This is a genomic window from [Clostridium] aerotolerans DSM 5434 (assembly GCF_000687555.1).
Taxonomy (GTDB): Bacteria; Bacillota; Clostridia; order Lachnospirales; family Lachnospiraceae; genus Lacrimispora; species Lacrimispora aerotolerans.
This window is the reverse complement of the sequence record NZ_JHWJ01000002.1, coordinates 172,551-197,386: the sequence shown is the minus strand read 5'-3', so window position 1 is coordinate 197,386 and position 24,836 is coordinate 172,551. Positions and strand designations below refer to the sequence as shown.

Sequence of the window (24,836 nt, the reverse complement as noted above, 5' to 3'; positions counted from 1 at the left end):
ATGGCCGGAGTAAAAGGAGAAATCATGGATAGCAGAAAAATAGCCCAGGAGACCTTCGGAAGCTTAATTGAAGGAGAGTATGAAAGAATTGAGCGCATGAAATCCAATACAGAAGTGACGGATTTTAATGAGCTTCCAAAAATCATAGTGGGAATCCTGCCTGGAGACGGCATTGGTCCTATTATCATGGAACAGGCGCTTCGGGTGGTAAAAAAGCTGGTTTCAGAAGAAATTGACCAGGGGAAAATAGAATTAAGGACCATAGAAGGAATGACCATTGAAAACCGGGTGGAAAAATTGAACAGCCTGCCTGAGGAGGTATTGAAAGAGATTAAAAAATGCCATGTTCTGGTAAAGGGCCCCATGGTAACGCCCAAGGAAGGAGACGGGCTGCCAAATCTCATCAGTGCCAACAGCCTCCTAAGGAGAGGGCTGGATCTGTTTGCAGCAGTCCGCCCGGTAAAGATACCAGAAAAAAATATTGACTGGACATTCTTCCGGGAAAATATTGAAGGAGAGTATATCTGGGGCAATAAGGGAATTCAGGTGAATGAAGATCTTGCAATTGATTTTAAGATCCAGACAACAAGAGGCAGTGAGCGCATTGCCAGAGCTGCGTTTGACTTTGCAAGAAAGAATGGAAAAAAGAACATTACTGTGGTGACAAAAGCAAATATCGTGAAACTGACTGACGGAAACTTCAGTAAAATGGTCCATAAGGTGGGAGAGGAATATCCGGAAATTAAGGTTCAGGACCGGTTCGTGGATGCCATGTGTGCCAAAATGATGGATCCAGAATTTAATAAAGAAATGGAAGTAATCATTCTTCCTAATTTATATGGGGATATTGTCACCGATGTTGCAGCGGAACATCAGGGAGGGCTTGGCACTGCCTCGTCTGCCAATATGGGCAATCAATATGCCATGTTTGAAGCAATCCATGGGACAGCCCCCTATCTGATGTCTCAGGGCAGAGGGGAATATGCAGATCCATGCAGCTTAATCCGGGCTATGGGGCAGATGCTCCAGCATATTGGATTTGGAGAAAAGAAAGCACTTTTGGATCAGGCACTCAATATTTGTACGGTGACAGAGAAAAAAGCAGTGGTCACGACCAGAAAAGAAGATGCCAGTGCCGCTGAATTTACGGATTACCTTCTTAATACCATAGATCAAATAGGATAACCTCTTTTCACGTGTAACTTCCTCCTTGTATGGAAGGAAAAGGTCTGATAAAATGGAGGAAACGGATAAAGAGGTAATGGCAATGAAAGATTCTGATTGGGTGATCCTGTATGAGCTTTACAAAAATCCAAATATGTCAAAGGTGGCCAGCCTGTTATTCATGACCCAGCCTTCCCTTACAAAAAGGCTGAAGCAGATGGAGTCAGAATTTCAGGTGACCATTGTAAACAGAACCCCAAAGGGCCTGGAGTTTACGAAAGAAGGCGAATTTCTGGCAAGCCAGGCAAACGTATATCTGGATTTTATGAAAGAGACCAATCGGGGACTGGCCGAATTAAAAGAAAGCGGTGAAGAGACCATTGTTATAGGTTCTTCCTACACCTATAGTAAATATACTCTGACTGATGTTTTATACCAATACAATCAAACCCACTCCAATGTAAATTTTCACATTGTGAATGAACAAAGCAATATCCTGTTCAGAAAGATGTTAGAGGAAGCGGTAGACGTTGCCTTTATCCGCGGTGATTATGAGGGGGCTGTTAATAAGGTTCTGATTGCTGAGGATCAGGCATATCTCATTACCAAGGAAAAGGTCGATATGGACCAGCTTCCCGATCTGCAGTGGATTGCATACAGCACCAATGACCGAACCAAGGAGCTTTTAGGTGATTGGTGGCAGGATCATTTTCATACAGAACCCCCTTTGGGTATGGAAGTGGGGTTTATTGATTTTGCCTGGCAGCTGATTGGCAAGGGACTGGGGTACACGTTATGTTTTCTGCCCAGTAACTTTGTGAACGAACATGATCTTTGTCTGACACCCTTAACAAAAAGGGATGGAACTCCGGTTACTAGAAATACATGGTTTATCTATTCAAAAAATAAGAGAAAATCAAAAATGCTGGAAGATTTTATTCGGTATATAGAAGAGAAGCTTATAATCGTATCATCGCGATAATGTGCAAATAAGGACGCTGTTTTAAATAAACAGCGTCCTTATTTTTTGTTGAAAAATAAACTATGATTAAACTAAGAAAACTAGGAGGGGTAAGCATGGAGAAATACTATCTTGCCGTAGACATTGGTGCTTCCAGCGGACGTCATATTCTTGGAACAGTAAAAGATGGAAACATGGTTCTGGAGGAGATATACCGCTTTGAAAATGGCATGAAGCGGATGGGGGAAAGGCTTTGCTGGGATGTGGAGTCCTTATTTGCAGAAATCAAAGAAGGCATGAAAGTGTGTAAAAAGCTTGGTAAGATACCGGTGAGCATGGGCATTGATACCTGGGCTGTGGATTTTGTCCTTCTTGACCGGGAAGGAAAGCTTCTTTCTAAAGCCGTTGGATACCGGGATGACCGGACAAAGGGGATGGATTTAGAAGTATATAAGACCATACCTCTTTCAAGCCTTTATGAAAGGACCGGAATCCAGAAGCAGATTTTTAATACCATCTATCAGCTGATGGCAGTAAAGGAACAAACTCCTGAGCAGTTAAAAGAAGCAGAAACATTTTTAATGATACCGGATTATTTTCATTATCTCCTTACCGGAGTAAAAAAACAGGAATACACAAATGCTACCACCACACAGCTGGTGAGTCCGGAGACGGGAACCTGGGATTATGAACTGATTCGGAGCCTGGGACTTCCTGAGGGACTGTTTTCACCCCTTTCCATGCCAGGAACACTGGCAGGCGGACTGACTCCCCAAATAATAGAAGAAGTAGGGTTTGATTGTCAGGTAGTGCTTCCGGCCACTCATGATACGGCATCAGCAGTTATGGCTGTTCCCGTGGTCCCAGGCGGTTCCATGGAAGACTTACTCTATATCAGCTCCGGTACCTGGTCCCTCATGGGCACAGAGCTTTTAAAAGCAGATTGCTCCGTCAAAAGCATGGAAGCGAATTTTACCAACGAGGGCGGCTATGATTACCGTTACCGGTATTTAAAAAACATTATGGGACTTTGGATGATCCAGTCCGTAAGAAAAGAGCTTTCCGAGCAAGGAGAGGAGTATTCCTTTGCACAGCTTTGCGAGATGGCTTCCAAGGAATCTATCTCTTCTCTCGTAGACTGCAATGACAGCGTATTTCTGGCACCGGAGAGCATGATACAAGCAGTAAGGGAGTATTGCAGAAATCACCATCAGCAGGAGCCAAAGACACCAGGAGAGATTTCAGCCGTTATTTATAACAGTCTGGCAGTCTGCTATGAAAAAACGATAAAGGAATTAGAATCCATTACCGGGAAAACATATCCTGACATTCATGTGGTAGGCGGCGGCTCCCAAGCGGAATATCTAAACCAGCTGACGGCAGACATGACTGGAAGAACCGTTTATGCAGGACCAGGAGAAGCAACTGCCATTGGAAACCTACTGGCCCAGATGCTTTCGTTCCATGAATTTACCGATTTAAAGCAGGCGAGAGAAGGCGTATACCGTTCTTTTGCAGTGAAGGAATACAGGCCCCTAAAAGGGAAAAAATAAAGGAGGAAATTTTATGATCCGAAAATCATTTAAAATGTATTTAAATGAAGGAATGGCTGAGGAATATGAAAAAAGACATAACCTGCTCTGGCCGGAGATGAAAGAGATGATACGCCAGTGCGGCGGCCATAATTATTCCATCTTTTTAGACGAAGAGACCAACGTACTCTACGGATACATTGAAATTGAGGACGAAGAGCGGTGGGCAGAATCAGCCGATACTACAATCAACCGCAAATGGTGGGATTTCATGGCAGACATCATGAAGACCAATCCGGATAACAGCCCGGTATCGGTTGGCTTAACACCAGTATTTCATCTGGATTAATGGAGAAAAGGAGAAGGAAAGCGATGACAATAAAAGAGAGATATGAGGCAGCAAAAGAAAGCTACAAAGGGATTGGTGTGGATACCGATGCGGCTATAAACGCATTAAAGGAGATTCCCATTTCCATGCACTGCTGGCAGGGAGATGATGTAACTGGATTTGATGGGGCAGGCGCTCTTTCCGGAGGAATCCAGACCACCGGAAATTATCCGGGCCGCGCCAGAAACCCACAGGAATTAATGGCGGATATGGATCAGGCATTAAACTTAATTCCTGGAAAGCACCGCATTAATTTACATGCCAGCTATGCCATATTTGAAGATGGGGAATGGGCTGACAGAGATAAACTGGAGCCAAAGCATTTTAAAAAATGGGTGGAATTTGCAAAGGAACGGGGCATTGGCATTGATTTTAACCCCACGTTATTCTCCCATGCCAATGCAGAGCATGCCACCTTATCAAGCGAAGATAATAAGATTCGCTCATTTTGGATCGACCATGTAAAAGCATGTATCCGGATTTCAGAGTACTTAGCTACAGAGCAGGGAACCCCTTGTACCATGAATATCTGGATTCCTGATGGATTTAAGGACATTCCGGCTGACCGTACCTCTCCAAGAGCAAGACTTAAGGATTCTCTGGACCAGATCCTTTCCATGGAGTATGATAAAACAAAGGTGCTGGTAGCCGTGGAGTCAAAGGTATTTGGAATCGGTATGGAAAGCTGTACCGTAGGCTCCCATGAATTCTATATGAACTACGCCTCTAAAAATGACATCCTCTGCCTCCTTGACAGCGGACATTATCATCCGACCGAGGTGGTTTCTGATAAGATTTCATCCATGCTTTTATTCTTTGACAAGGTTGCCCTGCACGTAACACGACCGGTGCGCTGGGATAGTGACCACGTAGTTTTATTTGACGATGAGACAAAGGAAATTGCAAAGGAAATCATTCGCGGCGGCTCAGACCGTGTACTTTTAGCCCTTGACTTTTTTGATGCCAGCATTAACCGCATCAGTGCCTGGGTGGTTGGAATGAGAAATATGCAGAAGGCTTTGTTAAATGCTCTGCTTTTACCAAATGAAAAACTGGCTGAGCTTCAGAATACCCGCAGCTTTACGGAGCTTATGATGCTTCAGGAAGAATTAAAGCTTTATCCCATTGGTGATGTGTGGAACTATTTCTGTGAGTTAAATGGAGTCCCAGCAAAGGAAGACTGGTTTAAAACAGTGGCTGCTTATGAAAAAGACGTACTGTTAAACCGGAAATAAGGAGAAAATAAACATGAAAATTTTAGATACAGAATTTGTAAAAGGCTTTATCCGTTTGTGTGATGATGGATTTCAACAGAACTGGCATGAGAGAAACGGCGGCAACTTAAGCTACCGGATTAAGCCGGAAGAGGTGGAATCTATCAAGGAGGAGCTTACCTTTGATGCTCCATGGCAGCCCATTGGAACAACGGTAAAGGGGCTTTCTAAAGAGTGCTTTATGGTAACGGGAAGCGGAAAGTATTTCCGCAATGTAATTCTTGAGCCGGAAGTCAATACCTGCATCATAGAACTGGATGAAAGCGGAGAAAACTACAGAATCCTTTGGGGACTGACAAAAGGCGGACGTCCAACCAGTGAGCTTCCTTCTCATTTGATGAACCATGAGGTAAAAAAGGAAGCCACAGGCGGAGCTCACAGGGTCATTTACCATGCCCACCCAACCAATATCATTGCCCTTACCTTTGTTCTTCCCTTAGAAGATAAGATATTTACAAGAGAATTATGGGAAATGGCTACTGAATGCCCTGTGGTATTTCCCGGAGGTGTTGGTGTAGTTGGCTGGATGGTGCCGGGAGGCCGTGAAATTGCAGTTGCTACCAGTGAGCTTATGAAAAAGTATGACGTGGCTATCTGGGCTCATCACGGCCTGTTTGCCTCAGGAGAAGACTTTGACTTGACCTTTGGCCTCATGCATACGGTGGAGAAATCTGCTGAAATTCTCGTAAAGGTCCTCTCCATAAGACCGGATAAGCTTCAGACCATCACAGCAGGAAACTTCCGTGATCTGGCCCGTGATTTTAAAGTAACGCTGCCAGAAGAATTTCTTTATGAGAAATAATAGTTAAACCAAAAATCATAACCATACCAAAAGGAAAATGAAAACAGCGTTTTGTTCTGCTTAAAACCAGAGCAAGACGCTGTTTTGCATGGTTTTTTATGGTGAAATTAAATGTTAACCTAAAACGATAAAATGGTTGACAATAAGAACTTGTCTTTGTATAATGGCAAAGAATTGAAATTACATCAGGAGGTTATGATCATGATTACAACAAGCAGAAAATGGGTTCTATGTGCTTTCTTTGCCGCTCTAAATGCAGTACTCGCTCAAATTACCATTCCCATTGGTCCCGTTCCAGTTAATCTGACCCATTTGTCCACCTATACAGCCGCGGGCCTTTTAGGGGCCAGATATGGGGCTGTCAGTCAGCTCGTGTATGTTTTATTGGGAGTGATAGGGCTTCCGGTCTTTTCCGGATTCGCTGGTGGTCCTGGTCGGATCTTTGGTCCTACAGGGGGATATATCGTCGCCTACATTTTTTCTGCCTATCTTAGTGGATTTTTAATGGAACGGCTTGGGAAAAAATCCATGAAAGCAATGGCTGTCTCCATTTATGCTGGCTGGATTCTTACATATTTATTTGGGACACTGTGGTATTGCCTCATCACTGGTACCGGTTTTGTGGCAGCTTTATTGGTTTGTGTTCTGCCATTTCTGGCGGGAGACTGTTTGAAGACCGTTCTAAGTATATCGCTGATAAAAAAGCTGTATCCGGCTATGAGATAATAAAAGGAGAGTAGGAACATGAAATATGATCTTAAGAATATGACAAGAGAGATATCATTATCCATATTAGAATTGCCAGACAAGGAGCTTCCAGTTCTTTTAGAAGAGGTATATGAAATTAGAAAAAAGTATAAAGGAAATACCGTGGGAATTCACCTCCTTACCAACGCACGAAGCGGAGACTGCTCCCAAAACTGTACCTATTGTGCTCAATCCAAGGATTCCAAAGCTGATATTGATAAATACAGGCTAATTACCTATGAGAAGCTGCAACATGACGGATATACGGTAAAGGAGAAAAAATTGGCCCGTCATTGCATTGGCTTAAGCGGAATCCGTTTTTCCGATGAAGAGATCAGGGAATTTGCTGATGAAGTAAGAATGCTGAAAAAAGAAACAGGCAGCCCCATATGCTGTTCTATCGGCTTTTTGACGGAACAACAGGGGGTGATGTTAAGAGAAGCAGGCGTGGACAGAATCAATCATAACCTAAATACCAGCAGAAAGCATTATCCCAATATCTGCACCTCCCATACATATGAGGAACGCCTGGACAATATTAAGAGACTGAAAAGCCTTGGTTTTGAATTATGTTGCGGAGGAATCATCGGATTGGGAGAGAGTAACACGGATGTGGTTGATATGCTTTTTCAGATACAGTCCATACAGCCTAAGGCAGTACCGATCAATTTTCTTATCCCATTAGAAGGAACCGCTCTGGAGCATAGAGATACCTCGTATTTAACTGGGGATTATTGTTTAAAGATCTTATGTCTTGCCCGCCTTTTATGCCCTCAGTCGGACATTCGTTGTGCAGCAGGCAGAGAGGTTTATCTAAAAGGAAGAGAAAAGCAGATGTTCTACGCAGCAGATTCCATTTTCGCCTCTGGTTATTTGACGGCAGATGGTCAGGGCATTGATGATACCATAAAGATGATTACTGATGCAGGGTTTCAATATTACGTTGAGCCGTGATAACGATAAAGGAAAAAATCTCTTATGGAAAAATGCTTTTTTTATATTATAAATCTCCACAGGATGCGTTTTAGTGTCATCGGTAGTTCTTGCTAACGCAACTTTCCTCAGTACGAGAATCCTGCAAGCAGGATTCTCGAATCTAAATATTATCTATATCCCATTGTGAGTCTTCAATATTCTCCATAAAGTGCTACGGCTGATTCCAAGTCTGTTTGCAGTTTTTTCTTTATTTTCGTGCTCCTCCGCCAATACAGTTAGTATAATTTGATAGTTGATTTCATCTAAAGTCTGAGTTAGATCTAAGTCAGAGGAAGGAAGCGAAGGTATTGCTGGCGTTTCCTGATCAAGGAAATATTTCACATCATTATAGGTGATATAAGGAGTTTTCGTGACTACCGCAAGCTCCTTAAGCACGTGCTGCAGTTGATCTAAATTGTGAGTCCAGGGAAAAACAGTGAAAAGCTCCATGGCCTCTGCTTCTAAACCAATAATCTGTTTTCCAAGTGATACATTTAATTTATGAAGATATAATGCGGTAATACTTGGGATATCGTCACTCCTCTCTCTTAATGGAAGTAGGTGTAAGGTTAAACAGGAGAGTCGCTTTTCTAGGTGATCTTTCATAGCTGTTGCTTCTGGGGATATCTCATTGGTAATCAAAAGAGAGAATATCATGCGATTTCGTTTTACCAGGTCAGTGTGATCGATATAGTGAAATAGTTTTTCAAGCTGAGAATGAGAGAGCATGCAGATATTTTTAATGTATATGGTAGAATGTACATCTGCAAGAGGAGAATTCTCATGATTCATAATATGGTTCCATTTACGCTCGCTGATAAATTTGCAGTCTATGACATAAAAAGGTGATGTACTATAAGGGCCATTTTCGTACATAAGAGATGCCACCTTATCTTTGCCAGTGCCATCTTCTCCAGTAATTAAAACAGGCAGATAGCTTTTGCTGTATTCCTCTATAATATGAGCTGTGATACCGATTTTATTGGAACCTCCAAAGAAGCTTGAAAAATTGGCTGAATCCGAATCTGGCTTATTATATATGGTGATTCCGATATCATCCTCCGTAAAAAGTGCAGGTTTTTGGTCTATAATGATAGCTGTATATTTTTGCTCATCAATATAGAGATGACGGCATGTGAACGTGTAAACTTTATCACGTATCTGTCTGGCAACACTTTGGTTTGGAACCTTTAAGAAGGCTTTTAGGTATGTCTGAACCACATTCATCAGCGATACATTCATACCGTCAATGGAAAAACTAGAAAACCATAGAGAACCTGCAGGATCATAAATCAGGAACTCCCGGTCCTCATCCGTGAGAAGGCTCTGAAAAAGATTCTTTTGCTTGTGCACATGATTGGATGAATGGACTAATTTTTTCGCTTCATTGATGGCATCGTTAATGCTTTCCATACCTGAAGTTATGAGAATGGAGTTCATATTTAATATTTTTGCGTAATTCGCGCCAGTCATATCACAAAGTACAAGAGATGCACCGTCGTTTCTTGCTGCGCGAAGAGCAGCAAGTGCGCCATCTTCGCTTGCAAATGTAATAATGTTGATATCATATTGAAGCAGATCGCAGAGTACCCTTGCCTGCTTGGTAATACCGGAAAATCCAGCAATCACAAGCTTGCCAGAGTAACTTTCAGCCATTTTAATACTACGAAGAATGTCGTAGCCCGAAATTGATATATCAACAACGGGAATTTCCACAGAGGATCGAATCAGCTCAGCCGTACCCCCTCTTGAAATAATGACATCATAATTTTTGTGAGCCAAGTTTTCAACAATTTTTCGCCCGGTATTTAAATCCCCCGTTTGAATTGTCAATTCTATATCATCACGATTTTTAGAAATATTCTCAAATATTTCCGCCATTCCCTGGTATGGTGCAATAACAAGTATCTTAACCTTCTCCATAAGCTCTCCCAATGTGTAAAAACTGTTTTGTTCGTTGATTTTAATCTTATTATATGATCAAATGTCGCAAAAAGCAACGATTTAGTAATAAGATGTATTAATATAAGACGTAAAACGCAAAGTGTATCGCTTGAATCGCCGCACTATGATAGTGTAAGATAAGTATATGAAAAGGATGTTTTATATTGAGACGAGAAAATGACTAGGAGGAACTAAAATGAGCTATCAGATTAAAATCCCATCTTGCGTATATGGCGGAGAAGGATGTATTGAACATGTAAATGCAATAATTAAGAAAGAAGATTCAAAGAAAATAATTATATTTACAGATAAAGGGATACGCGAACATGGACTCTTAGATATTTTAACAAATCTGTTAGATGAATCAAATACCCAGTACAGAGTATATGATGGTTTAACACCAGAACCTGCTTACCAGGATGCAGAAAGAGTGATGAAGGAAGTGGAGGATTATGACGGCGATTTGATTATTGCCATTGGCGGCGGAAGCGTTATGGACGTTGCAAAACTTTGCTCTGTTTTAAAAGGTGCTGCATACTCCGTAAAAGATCTACTTAATGATCCCACACAGGCAAGAAAACAACTGAAAACAATCATGATTCCTACTACCTGCGGTACTGGTTCCGAGGCGACTTGTAATGCAATTGTTGCAATTCCAGAAGAACAATCAAAAAAAGGTATTGTAAATGACAATATGATACCAGATTACGTAATCCTTGATGCAAATTTCATTAAGAAACTTCCAAAATCAATCGTTGCAGCCACTGGTGTGGATGCACTGGCTCATGTCGTCGAGTGTTATACATCAAAGAAAGCAACTCCATTCTCTGACACCTATGCGCTTGCAGGAGCAAAATTGATTTTTAATAATATCAGAGAAGCATATGAGGATGCTGATAATTTAGAAGCAAAAAACAATCTGCTATTAGGTGCTTTTTATGGTGGCGTAGCCATTACAGGAAGCGGTACAACAGCAGTTCATGCGCTATCTTACCCCCTTGGAGGAAAATATCATATTGCCCATGGTGTATCCAATGCAATTTTATTTGCGCATGTTATGGAATTTAATAAAGATGCATGTGAAGACAGACTTGCAGAATTATATGATGCTGTTTTCCATGGCCTTTCAGTAAAAACGCAAGCTGAGAAAGCACAGTATGTCATTGACCAGATTGCTGATATTGTAAAGACGACCAACATTCCTACAGATTTAAAAGAATTTGGTGTTCAGAAAGAAGATTTGGAATCCTTAGTAGAAGCAGGAAGCAAACAACAGAGATTACTCGTTAACAATAGGAAGGAATTAAGCCTTGAAGATATAAGAAATATTTATTTAAAGGTTCTTAAATAAGGAAGGTGAGACAATGAAGAAAAGACCGATTATCGGAATTACTATGGGTGATCCGGCTGGTAATGGATCTGAGTTATCCGTAAAGGTATTGCTGGATAAAGATGTATATAAAAAGTGTCGTCCTATCATAATCGGGGATGCCAGTTGTATGGAAGATATCATAAAAAGACTGAATAAGGAAAATGAAATAAAGATCCATGGAGTTAAAAAAGTGGAAGATGCAGTCTTTGAATATGGAACCATTGATGTTTATGACATGGGTCTGGTTGATATGGAAAAGCATATCTATGGAAAAATATCTAAGATGTGCGGCGAAGCAGCATTTCAATATGTTGTCAAAGTAATTGAACTGGCATTGAATGGATCCATTGATGCAACGGTAACCAATGCATTAAATAAAGAAGCAATCAATATGGCTGGACATCATTACTCAGGACATACGGAAATCTATGCAGAATACACTCATACTGATCGATATACCATGATGCTGGCTCATGAAAATTTAAGGGTAGTGCATGTATCCACTCATGTATCCCTTCGTCAGGCCTGTGATAAAGTAAAAAAAGCAAGGGTGTTAGAAGTGATTAGAATCGCAAATGAGGGCTGTAAAGCCATTGGTATCGAAAATCCGAAAATTGGAGTAGCTGGATTAAATCCCCATTGCGGAGAAAATGGCCTGTTTGGTACAGAGGAGATAGAAGAGATTCAACCAGCAATTGATGAGGCCATAGCAGAAGGTATCTGCATTCCCGAAGGAATACCAACACCTCCTGATACTATTTTTTCAAAAGCCTTAGGTGGCTGGTATGATATCGTCGTTGCAATGTATCATGATCAGGGACATATCCCCTTAAAGGTCAAGGGCTTCCATTATAATAAGGAGCTTAAAAAATGGGATGCAGTATCTGGTGTAAATATAACACTTGGTATTCCCATTATAAGAGTATCTGTGGACCATGGAACCGGTTTTGACTTAGCTGGAAAAGGAATATCCAGCGAATTAAGCCTTGCTAATTCAATTGACTATGCGATTCGCCTGGCGTCAAATAAGTAATGAATGGAGGGGGATTGTATGGGTAAGATGTTGATCATAGCAGATGATATTACTGGGGCGTTAGATACAGGCATACAATTTGCCAAACGTGGCATTCGTACTCAGGTCTTCACAGAAGGTAAGCTAGAGGAACGCGATATAAAAACAGACACTGAAATTATTGTTGTGGATTCAGAGTCCAGACCGATGTCAGCAAAGGATTCCTATGAGGTTGTATACAGCATTGCTGATTGGGCGCTTAAAAATGAGATTGGAATCATATTTAAAAAAACGGATTCCGCCTTACGTGGAAATATTGGTTCCGAACTTCAGGCGGTAGCTGATGCGGTGAAAGGCTTTCCCATTTATTTTCTCCCAGGGCACCCGGAAATAGGAAGAATTACAAAGGGCGGAGTCCACTATATATCTGGAGAATTACTGGAGGACAGTGTATTTGGAAAAGATCCATTTGATCCAGTTACTAAGTCGTATATACCAGACATTATAAAGGAACAAAGTGACATCTCTGTTATTTGTAAACGTGCAGAAGAACCCATTACGGCTCAGATGAATTCCAGGTCAGAAATTATTGTATGCGACACTCTGACTGTGAGAGATATTGATCATAGATTAGACGAATTAGTCAAGATGAATGGGCTGAAACTCATCGCAGGCTGTGCAGTGCTTGGAGAGAGATTGGCAGAAAAGGTTCTATGCAATTCCAAAAAGGTATCATCCTATGAAAAGACGGATGGTTTGTATGTGGCATGTGGAAGCCTAAATAAGATAACACTTAGCCAATTAGAATATGCAGAACGAAATGATAGCTTTATAAGAAAAAAACTCACCATGGAGCAGAAATACGATACTGATTATTACAATACTAAAAAAGGCAGGAATTTTTTAGAAGAAATTGTAGAGATGTGTAAAACCAATAAAAAAGTAATTGTGGATTCTTTTGACACGGAAGAAAATATTGTGAATTACGTGGCAGACAAAAACAAGAAGATTGATGAGCTAAGAACACTGATACCACAGGCACATGGGCATATTGTGAAAGCTCTTGCAGAGGAAAAGCTTGATTTGACCATCCTTATGACAGGAGGAGATACACTTATGGGATATATGAAACTAGTTGGGTGTACCCAAATAGAACCAGTGTGCGAGATAGAGCCAGGGCTGGTTGTTTCTAAGCTCATTTGGAATGGATATAGCCAACAGATCATCTCTAAGTCTGGAGGATTTGGAACCGAAGATATTTTGTGTAGAATCGCACTAAAAATAATCAAATAACTCTAGGAGGACAGCAAAAATGAAAAAAGTAGAATTAAATGGCATTATTACCCCAATCTTAACCCCAATGAATCCGGATGAGTCTGTAAATCTTACAGAACTGCGCAATCAGGTTGAACGCCTTATTAAGGGTGGAGTACATGGAATTTTCCCATTTGGAACGAATGGGGAAGGCTACATATTAAGTGAAAACGAAAAGGTTGAAGTACTGGAAGCTGCCATCGATCAGGTCAAGGGAAGAGTACCTGTATATGCTGGCTCCGGTTTAATATCCACAAAAGATACAATCCGTATGAGTAAGAAAGCAGAGGAGCTTGGCGCAGATGTTTTATCCATTATCACTCCAAGTTTTGCAGTTGCGTCACAGAAAGAATTATATGATCACTATGTTGAAATTGCAAAGCATGTTGATACCCCAATCGTACTTTATAATATTCCTGCCCGTACTGGCAACAAGCTGCTGCCTGAAACCATTGCAAAACTTGCAAAGGACGTAGATTTAATTGTTGGAGCCAAGGATTCAAGCGGTGATTGGGATAATTTAAAAGCTTATATTACAGAAACTCGTGAGCTTGAAAAAGACTTCTATGTACTTTCCGGAAATGATTCTCTGATACTTCCCTGCCTGAAGGAAGGTGGCACTGGTGGCATTGCGGGCTGCTCTAATGTATATCCAGAAGTATTATCATCTATTTACAACTTATTTATTGAGGGTAAACTAGAAGAGGCAGAAGTGGTTCAGGAATCCATTGCAAGTTTTAGAGGTGTATTTAAATATGGCAATCCCAATACAGTTGTTAAGAAAGCAGTGGCTATGTTAGGTTATCCTGTAGGAGATTGCAGAAGACCGTTTAACTACCTTTGTGAGGAAGGGATTGAAGCTCTTTCAAAAGTGCTTAAGGAAAACACAGATAAGGGCATGAATTAATTAAGAATCTGTTCATGCAGGGGATGGGTTTTTTGCAGATGGGGTTGCTGGCGAAACATGATTCCTAGGAGCCGTCATTGGATCTCTGACTCTTTTGGCATATTTCACTAACGGAATATTTTGAAGCAATTCTAATTGCTGTTTCTATCATCCCTATCATGGAAGTCATGAAGTTTGTTAGACGTATCCAGCCAAAAAATAAGTTAGAATGTGACTATGTACTTTCGTATGGTTTGCAATATATAGTTTTAAGATTGACACAAGGAATCATAAAACGGGAACAGATTATTATCTGGTTTCCGTTTTTTTTTATGTGTATTGAATAAAAACAATGAATTTTTGTAAATAAATTAGTTGCTTATTGTAAATGTATTTCAATTTTAAACACTATTTTTATCAATGTTGTTCTAAAATGCAACGTATTTGAGTTTTAATTTGATGTAAATTACCAACTGATATGTCATAATGTGATCAAGAATAAAACAGTTCTTCTTAATCAGCAATTTATCTGGCAGTAGAAGAAGAGGGGAGGGTGATTACAACTACTTGATAACTTATCTGGCGTTAAAATTTGTAATCGCGAGTCATGTTATATTTACTGGTAATAAGGAGGAAACGTATGCAATATCCAAAACTTCCAGGTCTCACCTGGGATGGAACAATCTACGAAAATGAAGAAATGAAAGTATATGAAGCATTGCTGCCTGATGGTGGTTATCCCACTGCCCACGCCCCGGCATTGCTGGAGCTTCCTAATGGTGATCTTCTTTGCTGCTGGTTTGCAGGAAGCTATGAAGGCAGCGCTGATGTTCATATTATCTGCTCCATACTTCCAGAAGGAAGCGCAAGATGGCTGCCTCCAGAAGATATTTCCAACGATCCAACACGTAGTGAACAAAATCCTTCTCTGTTTTATGGTCCTGATCATAAGGTATGGGCAATGTACACGGCTCAGCTTGATCGCCAGGAGGGGAAAGATAACATGCAGTATACTGCGGTAGTCCGCTGTCAAAAAAGCAGTGATGGCGGAAAAACCTGGGGACCATATGAAACCTATTTCCCTGAGGAAGGTACCTTTTGTAGGCAGCCGATTCAGGTTCTTTCAAACGGGACATGGATATTTTCAAACTGGATTTGTACCGATTCTTTAGACGGTCTGTCAGGTGATCCAACTGCTTTTCGTATCTCGTATGATCAGGGAGAAACCTGGAAAACGGTTATGATGCCTAAGAGCAACGGGCATGTTCATGCCAATGTTGTTGAGCTTGATCCAGGGCACTTAGTGGCTTTTATGCGGAATCGGGAAGCTTACCGCATTCATCGAAGCGAATCCTTTGACTGGGGAGAGAGCTGGAGTGAGCCGGTACCAACCCCTTTGCCAAACAATAACTCCAGCATAAGCGCCATAAAGCTTCTAAGCGGACGTATCGCGATTGCTTACAATCCAACTTGTACCCCATCTCCTGAGCCTGGAAAAGCAGCCTGGCCAGGACTGCGCTGTCCTGTGGCAGTAGCATTATCAGAAGATGGAGGCCAGACCTTCCCTGTGATACGTTTCATGGAGCGGGGAGAAGGATATGTGGGCGATGAGAATAAGACAAACAATAAGCAGTATGAATATCCCTATCTCATGCAAAGCAAAGATGGAATGTTACATCTTGTATATGCTGCTCGTACTCGCAAAGGAGTAAAGTATATAAAGTTCAGTGAAAAAGATATTCTTGGGGATAAGCGTGAGCAGGTCGGTCTGTACAATCCTACAGCGGCTAAGAGCCACTGATATTTATTGCTATGTTACACCTTGAAGTGATACACAAAAATATAACGAAATGTGTCATAAATGTACATGACATAGCGTTAGCCGTGCACGATGACACCAAGAAAGGCTAGAGGGAAAATAATATGACACCTCAAATGATGATAGCGTTAGCAATCACTGTATTCATGATTATACTGATTATGACAGACAAACTACCATTCGGCGCGCCTCCATTACTAGCATGCCTGTTGCTTGTCATATTTGGAATCACTGATATTAAGGGCGCATTTGCTGGATTTTCAAATTCCACAATTATTATGCTTGCTGAATTTATGGCAATTATTGCAGCACTTCAAAAAACAAGTTTTATTACTGCCTTTAAGCGTTCCATGTTTAACATAGCAAATAAAGGGAAATTCAAAGCGTTTTTATTGATCATTTTAATTGTTATGATTGGCTGCAGCTTATTCGGAACTGGTTCCACTGCATATTACGTACTGACCATAGGTTTACTTTCAACGTTACCAGAAAACAAACAGCTGCCTCCATCAAAAGTTATTATGACTGCCGGATTTGCAGCGAACCACCCACTGTTACCATTTAATACTGCACTGCAGTATGGAATCGTAATAGCAGTACTTAACAGTGCAGGTGTTCTTGCACAGGTATCAGTCGTAAAGTTTGCAATTATTAACTTAATATTGTCTCTTGGTTTTTTACTTAACTGTGTGATCCAGTATAAGTTCCTTCCAGATCATCCCATTGCTAAGGCAACAGAGGCAGCAAAATCTCAGGGAGAGACGGTAAGTAACCTGCCAAAGTGGAAAGAGCAGGTAACATACGTTGCTTTCGTAGCCGCAGTAATAGGAATGATACTCCAGGGCTTTATTGGTGATGCAGGTTATGCAATTCCTGGTCTGTCTGTTGCAGTCATTCTAGTCATTGGAGTTATGGATTTTAAAGAAATACGTGATGCCATCTGTGCACCTATTATACTGATGTCAGCCGGTGTAATCGGAATTGCTGATGCACTTGGAAGCACTGGATTAACCAATCTGGTAGGTTCCACCGTAGCAGGTATGCTTGGAACTAATATTAACCCTTTCCTTATGATCCTTGCATTCTGTATTCTTACAAGCGTGCTGGCAACCATGACGGGATCAACCATTGGAACCGTTTATGTATTTACACCACTTGCCATTGCCACCTGCACCAGTCTTGGACTTGATCCTACGGCTGCCGCATGTGCCATCGTAATATCTGGCTGGTGTGGACATTTCCTTCCTATTGATGGTATGCCTGCAATGGTTATGGGGGTTGGTAATTATAAGATTTCAGAATTCTGGAAATTTACGATTCCCCAATACTTTATTCGTCTGATTGCTTTGACAGCCGGTTCACTCCTGATGTTCCCTATGTAAGGACAAAGAAGGAACCCCAAAAACTTAAATATAGAAAGAGGTATCATTGTGAAAGCCAGGTTTGAATTAGAGCATGTTGGCATCAACACACCCGATGCAAAAGAGGCAGAGAAACTTGCACAGCTTTTAGCCATGATGTTTAATATAGAACCACGCCATGGACAGAAATCTGAATTTGCCGGTCCATACTTTGAATGTATGAAAGCCCCGTTCCTTGGTTGTAATGGGCATATCGCTATGCGGACTCCTGATCTGACCGCTGCCACAGAAGAACTGAAAGAGAAAGGCTTCTCCTTTAATATGGATACTGCCGCTTATACCGAGGATGGGAAATTAAAGAACGTCTATTTAGACGGTGAGTTTGGCGGCTTTGCCATTCACATTATGGAAAAATAACAGATTATCTATAGAAGAAACTGCTTTCCAACATACACGAAACTGACAAAGTAGTTCTGGAAATAAAATAAGGAGCTGTTCCCATTGATATTACATCTGGAAACAGCTCCTTATCCTGTTAATTCTTAAAATTATTCGATGTCATCCTCTTCGATGGTTGTTGTATCGTCTTCAGATGCTTCTTTTATAGAGTCTGTCACCTGCTCCGGTTCTGTCATGACTTCCTCTTCCTCGGGCAGAGCCTGGGATGCGGTATAATCAAGACCGCCGTCTTCTGTGATATCCTCTGTGTCTTCTTCGGTATCTTCTTTTTCTAATGTGGAGTCAAACATGTCCTTTGCAGTAAATGCCACAGCAGAAGCCGCTTCCTTTGCCGTATCGGTTACGATGTTAGCTGCGTCTTTCACAAGGTTCTTAGCAGCAACGGCGGCATCCTTGGCTGCGTCAGCCATATCGGAAGCTGCGGTCTTAAGCTCGTCCTTGTTGGCATTTAAAGAAACATAGTTACGGTTCATCGTGCTGTCAATTTTGGAAATATCGTCATTGCCATCATCTTCAAAGTCATGAAAATTTTCTTCCAGCTCTTTGTGAAAAGATTTGTATTTCGTAAAATAAGAGATGCCTGCTGCCACTGCGCCGGCGATTGTAGCGAATGCCACGAATTTCCCAAAACCATAACCTTTTTTTGCCATAAAATAACACTCCTTTCATTCTCCTTGTTATTGTAATACTTCTATTGGAAAAAAGAAAGGTATATAATAAGAAAATTTCTATAAACTAAGTAGGTAAGGCAAAAAAATGGGTCTAATATGGCAAAAATGTAAAAAAAATATAAAGTTAGCACTCAACTATTGACAGTGCTAATAATGAGTGATATAACTTAGTATGTGAATAATAAAAAAACTTCTTTCGGGAGGCCAAAAGAAAGAAAATAAGCAGAAAGCTATGAGGAGGAATTGCAATGAAATTAGTACCATTATTTGACAAAGTTGTGTTAAAACCATTGGTTGCAGAGGAGACAACAAAGTCCGGTATTGTTCTGCCGGGTCAGGCAAAAGAAAAGCCACAGCAGGCGGAAGTCATCGCAGTAGGACCTGGCGGTTTGGTAGACGGCAAGGAAGTTACCATGCAGGTTAAGGTTGGCGATAAGGTAATCTTCTCCAAGTATTCAGGAACAGAAATTGAGGCTGGCGAAGAAGACGAGAAGTTCGTAATCGTAAAGCAGAACGATATTTTAGCAGTGATCGAATAAATAAAGTGACGGATCTTTCGTCAATCATTAAGAAAGCCCTTTTTGAGCTTTCTATCATTTTAGAAGAAAACTGGAGGAATGAATCATGGCAAAGCAGATTAAATATGGCGTAGACGCGAGAAAAGCACTTGAGTCAGGTGTTAATCAGTTAGCAGATACCGTTCGTGTAACATTAGGACCGAAAGGAAGAAATGTTGTACTTGATAAATCATTTGGAGCACCTCTTATTACCAACGATGGTGTAACAATTGCAAAAGAAATCGAATTAGAAGATGCCTTTGAAAACATGGGCGCACAGTTAGTAAAAGAAGTTGCTACAAAGACCAACGATGTAGCAGGTGACGGAACAACAACCGCTACCGTTCTTGCTCAGGCAATGATCAACGAAGGTATGAAGAACTTAGCAGCAGGCGCTAACCCAATCGTTCTTAGAAAAGGAATGAAGAAGGCAACAGAAGCAGCTGTAGAAGCGATCAAGAGCATGAGCGAGCCGATTAAGGGCAAAGCTTCCATCGCAAGAGTTGCAGCTATTTCCGCAGCTGATGACGTAGTAGGCGAGATGGTTGCTGACGCTATGGAGAAGGTTTCCAACAACGGTGTTATCACCATTGAAGAATCCAAGACCATGATGACAGAGCTTGATTTAGTAGAAGGTATGCAGTTTGACAGAGGTTATATCTCTGCTTACATGTGCACCGATATGGAGAAGATGGAAGCTAATTTAGACGATCCATACATCCTTATCACAGATAAAAAGATATCAAGCATTCAGGAGATTCTTCCTTTATTAGAGCAGGTGGTACAGTCTGGAGCCAGACTTTTAATCATCGCAGAAGACATCGAAGGAGAGGCACTTACCACTCTTATCGTGAACAAATTAAGAGGAACCTTCAATGTAGTAGGTGTGAAAGCTCCAGGCTACGGCGACAGAAGAAAAGAGATGTTACAGGATATCGCAGTGTTAACTGGCGGAACAGTCATCTCTGACGAATTAGGCTATGAGCTTAAGAATGCAACTCTTGATTTATTAGGACGTGCAAAATCCGTTAAGATCCAGAAAGAAAACACAGTTATCGTTGATGGCTGCGGAGATAAAGACGCAATCGCTGCAAGAATCGGACAGATCAAAGGCCAGATCGAAGAAACAACTTCTGACTTTGACCGTGAGAAATTACAGGAAAGACTTGCTAAATTATCCGGCGGTGTTGCAGTAATCCGTGTAGGTGCTGCCACAGAGACTGAGATGAAAGAAGCAAAGCTTCGTATGGAAGATGCTTTATCTGCAGCAAGAGCAGCAGTAGAAGAAGGCGTAATCGCAGGCGGCGGTTCTGCTTATATCCATGCAATCACTGAAATTGAACATGTAGTAGCCGGATTAGAAGGCGATGAGAAGACAGGCGGAAAGATCATCTTAAAAGCACTGGAATCTCCATTATACCACATTTCTGCTAACGCTGGTCTGGAAGGAAGCGTTATCATTAATAAGGTAAAAGAGTCTAAAGTCGGCGTTGGCTTTGATGCTTATAAAGAAGAGTATGTAGACATGGTGGAAGCTGGTATTTTAGATCCTACCAAGGTTACCAGAAGTGCCCTTCAGAATGCTACCAGCGTAGCATCTACCTTATTGACAACTGAGTCCGTAGTTGCTAATATTAAAGAAAAGACACCTGCAATGCCTGCACCAGGCGGAATGGATATGATGTAAGACATAATCCTACAGAAGAAACACCTTTAAGGTAAGTCTTCATGCCCTGGTAATGTGGGCAGGGAAGAAAGGATCCAGTATCATTATGAATGAAATGTATGCAGAATGGCTTGTGAAGCGAAAAGCTCCGGCCTATACCATGGTGCTTAAGATTTTAATGGGAGTTTTATGCGTCATCGCATTTTTACTATCCATTTCTCCGGCTTTTGGGATTTTCGGAGTAATCATTCTCTTTGCTGTGGGAGGTGCCACCTATCTGGTTTTTAGAAACAGTGAAGTGGAATATGAGTATCTGTTTGTCACCAGCTCATTATCCATTGACCGTATTTACGGCAAAAGCAAGAGAAAGAAAGCCTGGGAAGCTACCATGGAAGAGATACAGATCGTCGCTCCCACCGGCTCCACAGAAGCCAGGGATCATGAGACTAAGGAAATGAAGGTACTGGACTTTTCCTCTAAGACTCCTGGTGCCAACACTTATACACTGATCAGCCAGTCCAGCTCAGAAAGAACAAAGATTATTTTTGAGCCCAATGACAAGCTGCTTAAATGTATGAAGATGACAGCCCCCCGTAAGGTGGTTTCGCAGTTATAAAGGGAAAAAGGCAGGGACAGTAAAAGCTGTCCCTGTTCTTTTTCTCTTTTTACATTTTGCCAGTTTTGTTGTCCACCCTGGACGGAAATATACAATAAAATGTCCGTTGACAACCCTTACAAAATTTGTTAAACTATGTAACTAAATAAACAAATCGCATGACAGCGTTGTGTATTAAAATCGAAAGAAGGAGAGAATACATTAATGGGTACAATAATTGGCGAAGGCATTACATTTGATGATGTGCTGTTGGTTCCGGCATATTCTCAGGTAATACCAAATCAGGTTGATTTAACGACAAACCTTACAAAGACCATAAAGCTGAACATTCCGCTTATGAGTGCAGGTATGGATACTGTAACCGAGCACCGCATGGCGATTGCCATGGCAAGACAGGGAGGTATCGGCATCATCCATAAAAACATGACCATTGAGCAGCAGGCGGATGAGGTTGATAAGGTAAAGAGATCAGAAAACGGCGTCATTACCGACCCATTTTATCTTTCCCCAGAACATACATTAAAAGATGCGGACGAGCTTATGGGTAAGTTCCGTATATCCGGTGTACCAGTAACAGAAGGCAAAAAACTGGTAGGTATTATTACAAACCGTGATTTAAAGTTTGAAGAGGATTTCAGCAGAAAGATCAAGGAATGCATGACCTCTGAGAATCTGGTGACAGCCAAAGAAGGAATTACTCTGATGGAAGCAAAGAAGATTCTTGCAAAAGCAAGAGTAGAGAAGCTTCCAATCGTTGATGATGATTTCAACTTAAAGGGACTTATCACCATCAAAGATATTGAAAAACAGATCAAGTATCCTTTATCCGCTAAGGATGCCCAGGGAAGACTGTTATGCGGTGCAGGCGTTGGAATTACTGCCAATGTCTTAGATCGTGTGGCTGCCCTGGTGAATGCGAAAGTAGATGTGATCGTTCTTGACTCTGCTCACGGACATTCTGAGAATGTAATCCGCTGCGTAAGGATGATTAAAGAAGCGTATCCGGATCTTCAGGTGGTTGCAGGCAATGTAGCAACCGGAGATGCCACCAAAGCCCTCATTGAAGCAGGCGCAGATGCCGTTAAGGTAGGAATCGGACCTGGTTCCATCTGTACCACCCGTGTCGTAGCTGGAATCGGTGTACCGCAGATCACTGCTGTTATGGATTGCTATCAGGTGGCTAAGGAATACGGCGTTCCTATCATTGCAGACGGCGGAATCAAGTATTCCGGAGATTTAGCAAAGGCTATCGCAGCAGGCGGCAGCGTATGTATGATGGGAAGCTTATTTGCCGGATGCGATGAGAGCCCGGGAACCTTTGAATTATATCAGGGAAGAAAGTACAAAGTTTACCGCGGAATGGGATCCATTGCAGCCATGGAAAATGGAAGCAAGGACCGTTACTTCCAGTCTGATGCCAAGAAACTGGTACCAGAAGGCGTGGAAGGCCGTGTTGCCTATAAGGGATTGGTAGAGGATACTGTATTCCAGATGTTAGGCGGACTTCGTTCCGGTATGGGTTACTGCGGAGCGCAGACTGTCGTAGAGCTTCAGGAAAACGGTAAATTCGTAAAGATTACTGCCGCTTCCTTAAAGGAAAGCCATCCTCACGATATCCATATAACAAAAGAGGCACCAAACTACAGCATCGATCAGTAAAAATAGGAATAGGCGGAGAATGCATTTGCATCCCCCGCCTTTTTTATGCAATAGGAAATTACTCCCTATGATATAAAAATTCCTGCCAGACTCTTTATTTTAACTGACTAGGCAGCCGTCCACGAAACAGCCGCTTTTTTAATTCTTTGATATGAAATGGGATCAGCGGATAGATATAACTCTTTCCGGCTATGGTCTTATTAAAGACCACGGCACACACGGTTAAAATCACGCCTCCGATAAAGCCCCATAGATTAAAGATCGCCGTTAAGATCAGCATGATCATACGCATGAACTTAAAGGCATAGCCCAGCTCAAAGCTCGACTGGGAATAGTTGGCAACGGTGACAAAGGACATATAAAGCATGGTCTCACTGTTGAACCACCCTGATTTTACCGAATATTCTCCGAGGACAATACCGGCGATAATACTTAAGGGTGTGGTCAGCATGCTGGGGGTATTGATGGCGGCAAGCTTTAATCCGTCAATGGCAAATTCAAAGATAAGAAGCTGAAACAAAAGAGGTACCTGAGGATCTTCCGACAGCTTGATAAATTGAAGCCAGGACGGAATATAATTTGCATTCTGCATAAAAAGCAGCCAGAGAGGTGTGAGAAAAAGGGTCAGGAGCGAAATTAAAAATCTGGACAAACGGAGGTAGGTTCCTGTCACCGGAGGGAAATAATAATCATCAGCTTCTTCAATGATGTCAAAGATGGAAGAAGGAAGTATCATGGCGGAAGGAGAATTATCCACCAGAATAACAATGTTGCCCTCTAAAATACATGCGGCAGCCGTATCCGGACGCTCGGAATATTTGAACTTTGGAAATGGGTTGAACCACATATGGGGATAAAGGCACTCGGCAAGACTTTCCTGATTCATGGTAAGTGCATCTACTTTTACATTTTTAATCTTGCTTTTGACTTTGTTTAAGAGTGCATCATCCACTCTGCCTTTAAAGTAACAGATGGCAATGTCTGTGTGAGAACTTTCTCCCATATTCATGATTTCCACCGTCATTTTCGGATCCCTGATTCTTCTACGGATCAGGGCGGTGTTAAAGGTCAGAGTTTCCACGAAACCGTCTCTGGAGCCGCGCATTACCTTGTCTTTTTCCGGTTCCGCAACACTTCTTGCAGGATAACTTCTGCTGTCAACCACAAAGCACCGGTCATAGCCGTCGATGAAGAGACAGGAAAGGCCGGAGAGCAGATTTTTAATCATGGTAAATTCGTCTTTGACCAGACTTACCTGAGTATAGGGAAAGTGTTTTTTGGCAAATTCATGGATATCAGGGGGCATGTCCTCGGGAGTGATAGAGGAGAAGTCCTCCATGAGCTTCTGCCACACATCATTTTTTGTAAATCCTTCTATCGTATACAGGCAGGCAAGTCTGCCGCCTACGTAAAAGGTGCGGTAATTGAGATCAAAGTTCCCATCCACATCCAGCTTGTTGTTTAGATAATTCATATTGTCGGAAATGCTAGTCGAAAATTCCATGGCAGATATCTCCTTATTATAAAATAGCCGGGATTTGGCAATAAGGAAAGTATGTGCAATTTTTCTGAAAATATGTTTTATCAAATTACCATGACGAAAAAGGGCAGATTTTGACAGATGTGTAAAAATATATGGGAAAGTGTCCTGTAACAG

At 41.6% G+C, this 24,836-nt stretch carries 22 protein-coding genes; 19 read left to right on the top strand and 3 right to left on the bottom strand.

From position 1 onward, the window contains the following. The 8 genes from T546_RS0103615 to bioB all read left to right on the top strand — a co-directional run bounded on the left by T546_RS0103615 (position 1) and on the right by bioB (position 7,822). Complete coding sequence (locus tag T546_RS0103615; protein ID WP_242842180.1) at positions 1 to 1,185, top strand: isocitrate/isopropylmalate family dehydrogenase; 1,185 nt, start codon at positions 1 to 3, stop codon at positions 1,183 to 1,185. A gap of 52 nt (positions 1,186 to 1,237) precedes the next feature. After that, positions 1,238 to 2,146 carry a LysR family transcriptional regulator gene (locus T546_RS0103610; protein ID WP_051629584.1) on the top strand — a complete coding sequence of 303 codons (909 nt, stop codon included), beginning with the start codon at positions 1,238 to 1,240 and terminating at the stop codon, positions 2,144 to 2,146. A 95-nt stretch (positions 2,147 to 2,241) separates the two neighbouring features. Then, entirely contained in the window at positions 2,242 to 3,678 is a 1,437-nt protein-coding gene (gene rhaB / locus T546_RS0103605; RefSeq protein ID WP_026890444.1) for a rhamnulokinase, read from the top strand. Positions 3,679 to 3,691: 13 nt separating this feature from the next. Further along, complete coding sequence (gene rhaM, locus T546_RS0103600; RefSeq protein ID WP_026890443.1) at positions 3,692 to 4,006, top strand: L-rhamnose mutarotase; 315 nt, start codon at positions 3,692 to 3,694, stop codon at positions 4,004 to 4,006. Positions 4,007 to 4,029: 23 nt separating this feature from the next. Then, positions 4,030 to 5,280: an L-rhamnose isomerase gene (locus T546_RS0103595; protein WP_026890442.1), complete on the top strand. Its 1,251-nt coding sequence runs from the start codon at positions 4,030 to 4,032 to the stop codon at positions 5,278 to 5,280. 13 nt (positions 5,281 to 5,293) lie between these two features. Then, on the top strand, positions 5,294 to 6,121 hold the full coding sequence (gene rhaD, locus T546_RS0103590; RefSeq protein ID WP_026890441.1) for a rhamnulose-1-phosphate aldolase: 828 nt from the start codon (positions 5,294 to 5,296) through the stop codon (positions 6,119 to 6,121). A gap of 201 nt (positions 6,122 to 6,322) precedes the next feature. Then, positions 6,323 to 6,847 (top strand): biotin transporter BioY, encoded by a 525-nt coding sequence (locus T546_RS0103585; RefSeq protein WP_026890440.1) that lies wholly within the window; start codon positions 6,323 to 6,325, stop codon positions 6,845 to 6,847. An 18-nt stretch (positions 6,848 to 6,865) separates the two neighbouring features. Continuing rightward, the gene (gene bioB / locus T546_RS0103580; RefSeq protein WP_026890439.1) at positions 6,866 to 7,822 is read left to right on the top strand and encodes a biotin synthase BioB; all 957 of its coding nucleotides are present in this window, start codon (positions 6,866 to 6,868) and stop codon (positions 7,820 to 7,822) included. Between the two features lie 153 nt (positions 7,823 to 7,975). On the opposite strand, the gene T546_RS0103575 is transcribed toward bioB, so the two are convergent. Then, on the bottom strand, positions 7,976 to 9,766 hold the full coding sequence (locus tag T546_RS0103575) for a sigma-54-dependent transcriptional regulator (RefSeq protein ID WP_026890438.1): 1,791 nt from the start codon (positions 9,764 to 9,766) through the stop codon (positions 7,976 to 7,978). Positions 9,767 to 9,983: 217 nt separating this feature from the next. On the opposite strand from T546_RS0103575, the gene T546_RS0103570 reads away from it, so the two are divergent. From T546_RS0103570 to T546_RS0103540, 7 genes are all read left to right on the top strand, one after another. Next, positions 9,984 to 11,138 carry an iron-containing alcohol dehydrogenase gene (locus tag T546_RS0103570; RefSeq protein WP_026890437.1) on the top strand — a complete coding sequence of 385 codons (1,155 nt, stop codon included), beginning with the start codon at positions 9,984 to 9,986 and terminating at the stop codon, positions 11,136 to 11,138. A gap of 13 nt (positions 11,139 to 11,151) precedes the next feature. Next, positions 11,152 to 12,192, top strand: a complete 1,041-nt coding sequence (gene pdxA, locus T546_RS0103565) for a 4-hydroxythreonine-4-phosphate dehydrogenase PdxA (RefSeq protein ID WP_026890436.1) — start codon at positions 11,152 to 11,154, stop codon at positions 12,190 to 12,192. Between the two features lie 18 nt (positions 12,193 to 12,210). Next, entirely contained in the window at positions 12,211 to 13,464 is a 1,254-nt protein-coding gene (locus T546_RS0103560; RefSeq protein ID WP_026890435.1) for a four-carbon acid sugar kinase family protein, read from the top strand. Between the two features lie 19 nt (positions 13,465 to 13,483). Beyond that, positions 13,484 to 14,392 (top strand): 4-hydroxy-tetrahydrodipicolinate synthase, encoded by a 909-nt coding sequence (gene dapA / locus T546_RS0103555; RefSeq protein WP_026890434.1) that lies wholly within the window; start codon positions 13,484 to 13,486, stop codon positions 14,390 to 14,392. Positions 14,393 to 15,011: 619 nt separating this feature from the next. Continuing rightward, entirely contained in the window at positions 15,012 to 16,172 is a 1,161-nt protein-coding gene (locus tag T546_RS0103550) for a sialidase family protein (RefSeq protein ID WP_026890433.1), read from the top strand. Between the two features lie 179 nt (positions 16,173 to 16,351). Next, positions 16,352 to 17,572, top strand: coding sequence for an SLC13 family permease (locus T546_RS0103545; RefSeq protein WP_330371849.1), 1,221 nt, complete (start codon positions 16,352 to 16,354; stop codon positions 17,570 to 17,572). 48 nt (positions 17,573 to 17,620) lie between these two features. Beyond that, on the top strand, positions 17,621 to 17,968 hold the full coding sequence (locus T546_RS0103540; RefSeq protein WP_026890431.1) for a VOC family protein: 348 nt from the start codon (positions 17,621 to 17,623) through the stop codon (positions 17,966 to 17,968). Positions 17,969 to 18,099: 131 nt separating this feature from the next. Here T546_RS0103540 and T546_RS0103535 read toward each other — a convergent pair whose 3' ends face one another. Next, a complete protein-coding gene (locus tag T546_RS0103535; protein WP_026890430.1) occupies positions 18,100 to 18,660 on the bottom strand; it encodes a hypothetical protein in 561 nt (186 codons plus the stop codon). Between the two features lie 269 nt (positions 18,661 to 18,929). Here T546_RS0103535 and T546_RS0103530 point away from each other — a divergent pair, with 269 nt between their 5' ends. The 4 genes from T546_RS0103530 to guaB all read left to right on the top strand — a co-directional run bounded on the left by T546_RS0103530 (position 18,930) and on the right by guaB (position 23,179). Then, a complete protein-coding gene (locus T546_RS0103530) occupies positions 18,930 to 19,220 on the top strand; it encodes a co-chaperone GroES (protein ID WP_026890429.1) in 291 nt (96 codons plus the stop codon). A gap of 85 nt (positions 19,221 to 19,305) precedes the next feature. Then, positions 19,306 to 20,925 carry a chaperonin GroEL gene (gene groL / locus T546_RS0103525; RefSeq protein WP_026890428.1) on the top strand — a complete coding sequence of 540 codons (1,620 nt, stop codon included), beginning with the start codon at positions 19,306 to 19,308 and terminating at the stop codon, positions 20,923 to 20,925. An 85-nt stretch (positions 20,926 to 21,010) separates the two neighbouring features. After that, a complete protein-coding gene (locus T546_RS0103520; RefSeq protein WP_051629609.1) occupies positions 21,011 to 21,520 on the top strand; it encodes a DUF6106 family protein in 510 nt (169 codons plus the stop codon). Between the two features lie 204 nt (positions 21,521 to 21,724). Beyond that, positions 21,725 to 23,179: an IMP dehydrogenase gene (guaB, locus tag T546_RS0103515; protein WP_026890426.1), complete on the top strand. Its 1,455-nt coding sequence runs from the start codon at positions 21,725 to 21,727 to the stop codon at positions 23,177 to 23,179. A gap of 94 nt (positions 23,180 to 23,273) precedes the next feature. Here guaB and T546_RS0103510 read toward each other — a convergent pair whose 3' ends face one another. Continuing rightward, positions 23,274 to 24,683 (bottom strand): spore germination protein, encoded by a 1,410-nt coding sequence (locus T546_RS0103510; RefSeq protein WP_026890425.1) that lies wholly within the window; start codon positions 24,681 to 24,683, stop codon positions 23,274 to 23,276. Between the last annotated feature and the right edge of the window lie 153 nt (positions 24,684 to 24,836).

Excerpts from the sequence above, each read along its gene's own strand:
- T546_RS0103615 (WP_242842180.1), top strand. The coding sequence starts at position 1 with ATGGCCGGAGTAAAAGGAGAAATCATGGATAGCAGAAAAATAGCCCAG.
- T546_RS0103610 (WP_051629584.1), top strand. The coding sequence starts at position 1,238 with ATGGAGGAAACGGATAAAGAGGTAATGGCAATGAAAGATTCTGATTGG.
- rhaB (WP_026890444.1), top strand. The coding sequence starts at position 2,242 with ATGGAGAAATACTATCTTGCCGTAGACATTGGTGCTTCCAGCGGACGT.
- rhaM (WP_026890443.1), top strand. The coding sequence starts at position 3,692 with ATGATCCGAAAATCATTTAAAATGTATTTAAATGAAGGAATGGCTGAG.
- T546_RS0103595 (WP_026890442.1), top strand. The coding sequence starts at position 4,030 with ATGACAATAAAAGAGAGATATGAGGCAGCAAAAGAAAGCTACAAAGGG.
- rhaD (WP_026890441.1), top strand. The coding sequence starts at position 5,294 with ATGAAAATTTTAGATACAGAATTTGTAAAAGGCTTTATCCGTTTGTGT.
- T546_RS0103585 (WP_026890440.1), top strand. The coding sequence starts at position 6,323 with ATGATTACAACAAGCAGAAAATGGGTTCTATGTGCTTTCTTTGCCGCT.
- bioB (WP_026890439.1), top strand. The coding sequence starts at position 6,866 with ATGAAATATGATCTTAAGAATATGACAAGAGAGATATCATTATCCATA.
- T546_RS0103575 (WP_026890438.1), bottom strand. The coding sequence starts at position 9,766 with ATGGAGAAGGTTAAGATACTTGTTATTGCACCATACCAGGGAATGGCG.
- T546_RS0103570 (WP_026890437.1), top strand. The coding sequence starts at position 9,984 with ATGAGCTATCAGATTAAAATCCCATCTTGCGTATATGGCGGAGAAGGA.
- pdxA (WP_026890436.1), top strand. The coding sequence starts at position 11,152 with ATGAAGAAAAGACCGATTATCGGAATTACTATGGGTGATCCGGCTGGT.
- T546_RS0103560 (WP_026890435.1), top strand. The coding sequence starts at position 12,211 with ATGGGTAAGATGTTGATCATAGCAGATGATATTACTGGGGCGTTAGAT.
- dapA (WP_026890434.1), top strand. The coding sequence starts at position 13,484 with ATGAAAAAAGTAGAATTAAATGGCATTATTACCCCAATCTTAACCCCA.
- T546_RS0103550 (WP_026890433.1), top strand. The coding sequence starts at position 15,012 with ATGCAATATCCAAAACTTCCAGGTCTCACCTGGGATGGAACAATCTAC.
- T546_RS0103545 (WP_330371849.1), top strand. The coding sequence starts at position 16,352 with ATGACAGACAAACTACCATTCGGCGCGCCTCCATTACTAGCATGCCTG.
- T546_RS0103535 (WP_026890430.1), bottom strand. The coding sequence starts at position 18,660 with ATGGCAAAAAAAGGTTATGGTTTTGGGAAATTCGTGGCATTCGCTACA.
- T546_RS0103530 (WP_026890429.1), top strand. The coding sequence starts at position 18,930 with ATGAAATTAGTACCATTATTTGACAAAGTTGTGTTAAAACCATTGGTT.
- groL (WP_026890428.1), top strand. The coding sequence starts at position 19,306 with ATGGCAAAGCAGATTAAATATGGCGTAGACGCGAGAAAAGCACTTGAG.
- T546_RS0103520 (WP_051629609.1), top strand. The coding sequence starts at position 21,011 with ATGAATGAAATGTATGCAGAATGGCTTGTGAAGCGAAAAGCTCCGGCC.
- guaB (WP_026890426.1), top strand. The coding sequence starts at position 21,725 with ATGGGTACAATAATTGGCGAAGGCATTACATTTGATGATGTGCTGTTG.
- T546_RS0103510 (WP_026890425.1), bottom strand. The coding sequence starts at position 24,683 with ATGGAATTTTCGACTAGCATTTCCGACAATATGAATTATCTAAACAAC.